Here is a 1,463-nt window from a genome sequence, read left to right on the forward strand (position 1 = left end):
ACGTCGGCAACACCCCGACCCGTGTGGCTATCACCCCCGACGGCACCCACGCCTACGTCACCAATCAGAACTCGAACACGGTGTCGGTGATCGACACGACCACGAACACCGTCACCGCCACCATCCACGTCGGGGGCATCCCGAGCGGTGTGGCCATCACGCCCGACGGCGCCCACGCCTACGTCACCAATCAGGCTTCGAACACGGTGTCGGTGATCGACACGGCCACGAACACGGTCACCGCCACCATCCACGTCGGCGGCGGCCCATTCGGTGTGGCCATCACCCCCGACGGCGCCCACGCCTACGTCGCCAATCAGGGTTCGGGCGCGGCGTTCGTGATCAACACGGCCACGAACACGGTCACCGCCATCATCGCCGTCGGCAGGATCCCGTTCGGTGTGGCCATCACGCCGCGCCCCTCCCTGACCGTCACCAAGACCCACCGCGGCACGTTCGGTCAGCGCGAGAAGAACACCTACCGCATCACGGTCACCAACAATGGCACCGGCCCGACCGACGGCACCACCGTCACCGTGACCGACACCCTGCCCACAGGACTGACTGCTGTCTCCCTCAGAGGCACCGGATGGACCTGCACCCGGGCCACACTGACCTGCGCCCGCAACGACACCCTCACCCCCGGCGCCAGCTACCCGACCATCAAGCTCAGGGTCAAGGTGTCCTGCCGTGCGCCGGAGCAGGTCACCAACACCGTCACGGTCACCGGAGGCGGCAGCACCCCCGACACCGCCACCGACCCCACCACGATCAAACGCGGCAGACACTGCGAAAAGCAGCACCACCACCACAGCAGACACGACAAGAAGGACCAGCCCGGCAGACACGACGCGCCCAGGACCCAGCAGTGACACCACGATTGACGACCCACCACGAACAGCTGCTCTCCGGGTTGATCGAGGAAGTCGCCGCCGTGGCCGCCGAGACACTTAGGCGCCCTCGTCGGGGGCGAGGCGCGGGGTCCGCCTGCCGCGCAGCCCTGGCATCGGATTGCGCGTTCGGCAGCCCGCCACGTTCTTCCCCCGCATCATGATCACCACCTCGGGCGCCTGGACGTAGTCCCGCGCAGCGGGGTTCTTCGTGCAGCCGCCGCGGTGGATCACGTATGGCTCCTCACCGTGGCGGGGTTCTTGGACGGTGAAGCGACTCTCGCGCCAAGCGACTGCCTTGCGCCGCTCCAACCGCTTCCTTCTCCAGTCGCCGGATCGTGGCCCGCTCCTGCCCAAGCTGGAATTCCAGCCAGGCCGCAACGGCACGGTGCTTCGCGATGCGCTCCGGCAAGCTAGATTCGGACATGTATTCGATTCTAAGGCTGTGGACCCACGCCAGTGACGGCGACACACCCGATGGTGAAGTCGGCCCGGGGCGCGGTGCCGGTCTTTCGACCGGCCCGTTTCCCCGGAGCCGCTTCCCGAACCGGGCATGCGACTTGGCACCGCACC

Annotated in this window: 2 protein-coding genes; one reads left to right on the forward strand and one right to left on the reverse strand. The window is 67.5% G+C overall.

The features are described from left to right. On the forward strand, nt 1–872 hold an 872-nt coding region (locus ABZ845_RS31420; protein WP_360986777.1), incomplete at its 5' end, for a YncE family protein. A gap of 78 nt (nt 873–950) precedes the next feature. On the opposite strand, the gene ABZ845_RS31425 is transcribed toward ABZ845_RS31420, so the two are convergent. After that, a complete protein-coding gene (locus ABZ845_RS31425) occupies nt 951–1,124 on the reverse strand; it encodes a hypothetical protein (RefSeq protein ID WP_360986780.1) in 174 nt (57 codons plus the stop codon). Nucleotides 1,125–1,463 lie beyond the last annotated feature (339 nt).

This window comes from Streptomyces sp. NPDC047022, from assembly GCF_040644155.1.
Lineage (GTDB): Bacteria > Actinomycetota > Actinomycetes > Streptomycetales > Streptomycetaceae > Streptomyces.